Origin of the sequence: Kitasatospora sp. NPDC057542, from assembly GCF_042801945.1 — a bacterium.
In the GTDB taxonomy this organism is placed as follows: domain Bacteria; phylum Actinomycetota; class Actinomycetes; order Streptomycetales; family Streptomycetaceae; genus Kitasatospora.
This window is the reverse complement of the sequence record NZ_JBHVFE010000556.1, coordinates 1-5,320: the sequence shown is the minus strand read 5'-3', so window position 1 is coordinate 5,320 and position 5,320 is coordinate 1. Positions and strand designations below refer to the sequence as shown.

At 74.8% G+C, this 5,320-nt stretch carries 5 protein-coding genes; 2 read left to right on the top strand and 3 right to left on the bottom strand.

What is annotated here, in order from left to right; all coding sequences use genetic code 11:
- Nucleotides 1-64 precede the first annotated feature (64 nt).
- Nucleotides 65-1,102, bottom strand: a complete 1,038-nt coding sequence (locus tag ACFU7Y_RS39400; protein ID WP_224284946.1) for an aldo/keto reductase — start codon at nucleotides 1,100-1,102, stop codon at nucleotides 65-67.
- A 116-nt stretch (nucleotides 1,103-1,218) separates the two neighbouring features.
- Here ACFU7Y_RS39400 and ACFU7Y_RS39395 point away from each other — a divergent pair, with 116 nt between their 5' ends.
- Nucleotides 1,219-1,887 carry a TetR/AcrR family transcriptional regulator gene (locus tag ACFU7Y_RS39395; RefSeq protein ID WP_380771253.1) on the top strand — a complete coding sequence of 223 codons (669 nt, stop codon included), beginning with the start codon at nucleotides 1,219-1,221 and terminating at the stop codon, nucleotides 1,885-1,887.
- A 99-nt stretch (nucleotides 1,888-1,986) separates the two neighbouring features.
- Here ACFU7Y_RS39395 and ACFU7Y_RS39390 read toward each other — a convergent pair whose 3' ends face one another.
- Nucleotides 1,987-2,601, bottom strand: coding sequence for an SUKH-4 family immunity protein (locus ACFU7Y_RS39390; protein WP_224284944.1), 615 nt, complete (start codon nucleotides 2,599-2,601; stop codon nucleotides 1,987-1,989).
- 117 nt (nucleotides 2,602-2,718) lie between these two features.
- Nucleotides 2,719-3,783, bottom strand: a complete 1,065-nt coding sequence (locus ACFU7Y_RS39385) for a TerD family protein (protein WP_380771252.1) — start codon at nucleotides 3,781-3,783, stop codon at nucleotides 2,719-2,721.
- Between the two features lie 256 nt (nucleotides 3,784-4,039).
- On the opposite strand from ACFU7Y_RS39385, the gene ACFU7Y_RS39380 reads away from it, so the two are divergent.
- Nucleotides 4,040-5,302: a pyroglutamyl peptidase gene (locus tag ACFU7Y_RS39380; RefSeq protein ID WP_380771251.1), complete on the top strand. Its 1,263-nt coding sequence runs from the start codon at nucleotides 4,040-4,042 to the stop codon at nucleotides 5,300-5,302.
- The last annotated feature ends 18 nt before the right edge of the window (nucleotides 5,303-5,320 follow it).

The following is a 5,320-nucleotide window of genomic DNA, read 5'->3' as shown; positions in this document are numbered from 1 at the left end:
GGCCCGGACATCTCCCGGGCCGGGGCCCACGCGGAACGGCTCCGCCGCTCCGCCGTTCAGCCGTTCAGCCCGCGATGGGCGGGTTGAGCCGGGCGAAGGCCTCCTGCCGGCGGTACGGGAAGTACGGGTACGGCGCGGTGCGGGCACTGGCCGCGTCCAGCCGGGCCACCTGGTCCTCCGTCAGGGACCAGCCGACCGCACCCAGGTTCTGGCGCAGCTGCTCCTCGTTGCGGGCGCCGATGATGACGGAGGAGACGGTGGGACGGCGCAGCAGCCAGTTGATCGCCACCTGGGGGACGGTGCGGCCGGTCTCGGCGGCGACCTCGTCCAGCGCGTCGACCACCCGGTACAACAGCTCGTCCTCCACCGGCGGGCCGTAGTCGGCGGTGTCGTGCAGCCGGCTGCCGTCCGGGAGCGGCTTCCCCCGGCGGATCCTCCCGGTGAGCCGGCCCCAGCCGAGCGGGCTCCAGACCAGGGCGCCGACGCCCTCCTCCTGGGCGAGCGGCATCAGCTCCCACTCGTAGTCGCGGCCGACGAGCGAGTAGTAGACCTGGTGCGCGGCGTACCGGGGGCGGCCGTGCCGGTCGGCGAGGGCGAGGGACTTCATCAGCTGCCAGCCGGAGAAGTTGGAGACGCCGGTGTAGCGGATCTTGCCGGCCCGGACCAGGTCCTCCAGGGTGGCGAGCACCTCCTCGATCGGGGTGCCGGCGTCGTGGGCGTGCAGCTGGAACAGGTCCAGGTAGTCGGTGCCGAGGCGGCGCAGCGCGTCGTCCACGCTCCGGACGAGCCGGGCACGGGAGGTGCCGGCGTCCTGCGGGCCGTCACCCGTGGGCAGTCCGGCCTTGGTCGAGATCAGCACCTGGTCGCGGCGGCCGCGAATCGCCTGGCCGAGCACCTCCTCGGAGGCGCCGTCGGAGTAGACGTCGGCGGTGTCGAAGAGGGTGACCCCGGCGTCGATGGCGATGTCGAGCAGCCGGCGGGCCTCCTGGACGCCGGTGGTGCCCCAGGCGCCGAACAGCGGGCCGCGGCCGCCGAAGGTGCCGGTGCCGAGGCTGAGCGCGGGCACCTTGAGTCCGGACGCGCCGAGCCGGCGGTACTCCATGTCGGTGGTGACGGTCATGGCGAATCTCCCCTCAAGCCCCTAATGGGACTCCCATTCCGTTAGGATGCCTCAAACCTAACAGAGTCCACCCCTCTAATGGAACAGGAATCCCGTTAATGGCCGTCCAGCCTTCCCAGCCCGAGCAGCCCTCCCCACCCGAGCCCTCCCCACCCGAACCCTCCACGCCCGGCACCGTCCGCCCCGGCGGCCGGACAGCGCGGGTCCGCACCGCCGTCCTGCGCGCCGCCGAGGACGCCCTGGTCGAGCACGGCTTCAGCGGCCTCGACCTCGGCGACATCGCCCAGCGGGCCGAGGTCGGCCGCACCACCGTCTACCGCCGCTGGGGCAGCACCACCGCGCTGGTCGCGGACCTGCTCGCGGACATGGCCGAGCAGTCGCTGCCGCGCACCGACAACGGCTCCCTCGCGGGGGACCTGAGGGCCAACGCCCGGCTCGTCCAGCGCACCCTGGCCGACCCGCGGCAGGGCGCCCTGTTCCGCGCCGTCATCGTGGCGGCGAACTGCGACCCGGACGCGGCCGAGGCGCTGCGGCACTTCTACCGGCGCCGGGTCGAGGAGTGGGCGCCATGCGTCACGGCGGCCGTCGAACGCGGCGAACTCCCGCCGGACACCGACGGGTTCGAGGTCGTCCGGGCGGTCTCGGCGCCGCTCTACTACCGGATGCTCACCACCGCGGAGCCACTGGACGAGGCGGCCGCCGACCGCGCGGCGGAGGCCGCCGAGGCGGCGGCCCGGGCCGGGGCGTACCGGCATCGCGGCGACTGACCGCGCGAGCCGGGGAAAAGCGAACGGCCGCACAGCGCACCGGCGTTGTGCGGCCGTCGGTCCGGAAGGGCCCGGGTGGCCGGGGGCCCGGGGACCAGGTCAGTCCTCGTCCAGGTCCTCGTACTCCTCGCGCAGGTTCTCCAGCAGGCTCACCCAGAGGTCCGACTCGTCCGGCCCCTGCCCCAACTCGGCCACCAGCGCCTCGAACTCGTCCAGCGCGGCCTTGGCGTCCCCCTCGCGGATCCGCTGCTCCAGGCGCGCCAGCAGCGCCAGAGCGCCGACCGCCGCGGGCAGCGAGTCGGCCGCCCAGCCGCCGTAGCCGCACCCGTGGTCCCAGCCGTCCGCGTTGTAGATCCGCACGGTGCCGGTGTCACCCGCCACCATCAGATGCCGCTCGTGGAACGTGCCGACGCAGTAGCCCCAGTTGCTCGGCGGGGTGTCGTCGTCCGGCGTGCGCTCGCCGAACAGGTCGTCCAGGTCCGCCTCCCACATCCCGCGCTCGGGCAGGCCCGTGGCATCGAAGCCGAGGAAGTCGAGCTCCACGGCCGGCACGCCGACCTCGCTCAGGAACGCCCGGGCGTCCCGCGACGTCAGCCGCTCGGGCAGTGCCCCGGGCTCGGGCCGCCACAGCGCGCCCGGGCCGAAGCAGGACTCCAGCCAGGCCGCGGTGGGGTTGCCGGCGGCGGCCAGCAGCTCGGCGTCGGACATGGTCATCGGTGCGTCTCCCCCGGTCAGAACGGTGCTCTGCCCTCATTCAAGCGCACCGCACCGAAAGCGAGGGCCGCCGGGGCACACCCCCCGACGGCCCTTCCGGAGCTGCGGCCTGACGGCTTAGAAGAAGCCGTCGTCCTCGTAGTAGTTGTTGACGACCACCTGCGGGTCGTCGTCGAAGGCCTCGTTCAGCAGCGCACCGCCGACCAGGCCGGCCGCGCCGGCGCCGATCAGCGCACCGGTGCCGAAGCGCCGCCCGCCCTGGGCCTGCTGGCCGGGCACCTGCGGCTGGCCCTGCTGGACCGGCTGCGGGTAGCCGGCCTGCGCCGGGGTGTAGAACGGCGGGACGTTGGTCTGCACCCGCTGGGCACAGGCCACGCAGGCCTCGATCTGGCGCGGCACGCCCCACTGCGGCGACCACAGCACCGCGGTGGTGCCGGCGCCGTGCGAGGGGTCGAAGAAACACGTCACGGGGGAACTCCCTGCTACTGGCTGAGTCATCGGAACGGCGGGCGCGGCTGCGGGCAGCACGGCCGGCACCGGGGCCGCGACCGGCGCGGGCGGTGCGACGGGCGGCTTCACCGGAGCGGGCGGAGCGGCGGCGGGCGGAGCGGCGGCGGGCGCCGGCTGCAGGACGTCCACCCCGAAGTCGGCGGCGATGCCCGCGAGCCCCGCGGCGTACCCCTGCCCGACCGCCCGGAACTTCCAGTCCGCGCCGTGCCGGTACAGCTCGCCGAACACCATCGCCGTCTCGCTGCCGGCCTCCGGCGCCACGTCGTACCGGGCCACCTCGGTGCCGCCGTCCTGATCGACGACCCGGATGTAGGCGCCACGGACCTGCCCGAAGGTCTGCCGCCGCTGCGCCGCGTCGTAGATCGCCACCGCGAAGACGATCTTCTCCACCCCGGCGGAGACGTCCGCGAGCCGGACCTCGATCCGCTCGCGGTCGGCGCCGCCGCCGGACCCGCCCTGGTGCCGGACCGAGCCGTCCGGGCTCTGCAGGTTGTTGAAGAAGACGAAGTGCTGGTCCGAAGCGACCTTTCCGTCCGCGCCGCAGAGCAGCGCGCTGGCGTCCAGGTCGTACCCGGCCCCGGCCGTCCAGCCGAGGCCCACCCGGACCACCCGGAGCCCGGGGGCCTGCTTGCCCAGGGAGACGTTGCCGCCCTTCGTCAGGGCCACGCTCATGGAACTTCCTCCACCACCGTACGAGTACCGCTGTTCGACCACGACAACGCTGTAGAACTCGCGTCGGTTCCCGGTCGAACCGTCAGCTTTCCGTCAAGGCCGGAACACGCCCCGCCGGCGGCGGAACACCGCCCGGGACTGCGGAGACACCACCGCGCCACCCCCTTCCGGCGGCCCGCTCGGCCACCGCCCCGGCCCACGGGCACCGCACCGGCACCCTGGCGGGCCGTCAGGTCTGGACCTATTGTCGGCGCACATGACATGTCTACGTCGCGCCGCCGGACTGGCCGCCGCTCTCACCGGAACGCTCGCCGCCCTGCTGGCCCCGGCCGCAGCCGCCCAGGCCGCTCCGGTCGGCTGCCGCACCTCCGCCACGGTGCCGCTGGACGCCGAACAGGCCCGCCTCCAGGACGCCCGCCTGGCCGCCTTCACCGAGCGCTCCGGCCTGGGCGAGCTGCTCGGGGGCTTCCCCTCCGCCCTGTGCGCCGCCCGCAACGCCCGACAGGCCGAAAAGGTGGTGGACACCTGGGGCCGGACGCTCTGGCAGGCCGGCCTGGACCGCGCCCAGGGCCGGCGGCCGGGCGGCGAACTGCCCGCCCGGGACGACCGCCCGCTGTACTGGACCAGGCTCGCCATGACCGTCCGGCTCGCCCGCTGGCAGCCCCGGTTCGAGGTCGACCACGCCGCGCTGCGGGCCCGCTTCGAGGACGCCTCGCGCGGTCTGGGCGACGGCTTCGAGTCCGCCCCCGGCGTCCGGCGGATCTTCGTCAGCGGCTTCGACCCGTTCGGCCTGGACGCCGAGCCGCGCCGCGCCAACCCCTCCGGCTCGGCCGTCCTGCAGCTGCACGGGCAGCGGATCACGCTGGCCGACGGCAGCACCGCCGAAGTGCGGGCCGTCGTGCTGCCGGTGCGCTACGGGGACTTCGACGAGGGCATCGTGGAGCGCGCCTTCGCCCCGCACCTGCGGCCGGGCCGGCAGTCCGCCGACCTGATCGCCAGCATCAGCCAGGGCTACCCGGGCAAGTTCACCCTGGAGGAGTGGGCCGGGCGCGCCCGCTCCGCCGACCCGGCCACCGACAACGTGGCCGCGCTCTCCGGCGGCACCTCCCAGCACCCGGTGGACGCCCCGGGGCTGGCCCCCGGGCCGCAGTTCGTCCGCACCACCCTGCCGACCGACGCCATGCGGGCCGTCCAGCAGCCCTTCCCGGTGCTGCTCAACACCTTCGTCACCGAGATCCCGGCGGGCGCCACCGCCCCGGTCTTCCGGACGGACGGTCCCACCCCCGGCTCCCGCGCGGTCTCCGGGGGCGGCGGCGGGTACCTCTCCAACGAGGTCGCCTACCGCTCCAACCGGCTGCGCCTGTTCCTCGCGCCGGGCCTCCCCGGCGGCCATCTGCACACCCCGGTCCTGACCGGCCTGCCGGCCGACCCGAACCGGCTCACCGCACCGGAGTTCGAGCAGAACGAGGCCGCGATCGGCGACGAGGTGCGGGCGATCCTGAGCGCCGTCCGGCTCTGACGGACCGTCCGGGGCCTG

Bases quoted from the DNA above. Each gene is read 5' to 3' on its own strand.
- ACFU7Y_RS39400 (WP_224284946.1), bottom strand. From the start codon at position 1,102: ATGGAGTACCGCCGGCTCGGCGCGTCCGGACTCAAGGTGCCCGCGCTC.
- ACFU7Y_RS39395 (WP_380771253.1), top strand. From the start codon at position 1,219: ATGGCCGTCCAGCCTTCCCAGCCCGAGCAGCCCTCCCCACCCGAGCCC.
- ACFU7Y_RS39390 (WP_224284944.1), bottom strand. From the start codon at position 2,601: ATGACCATGTCCGACGCCGAGCTGCTGGCCGCCGCCGGCAACCCCACC.
- ACFU7Y_RS39385 (WP_380771252.1), bottom strand. From the start codon at position 3,783: ATGAGCGTGGCCCTGACGAAGGGCGGCAACGTCTCCCTGGGCAAGCAG.
- ACFU7Y_RS39380 (WP_380771251.1), top strand. From the start codon at position 4,040: ATGACATGTCTACGTCGCGCCGCCGGACTGGCCGCCGCTCTCACCGGA.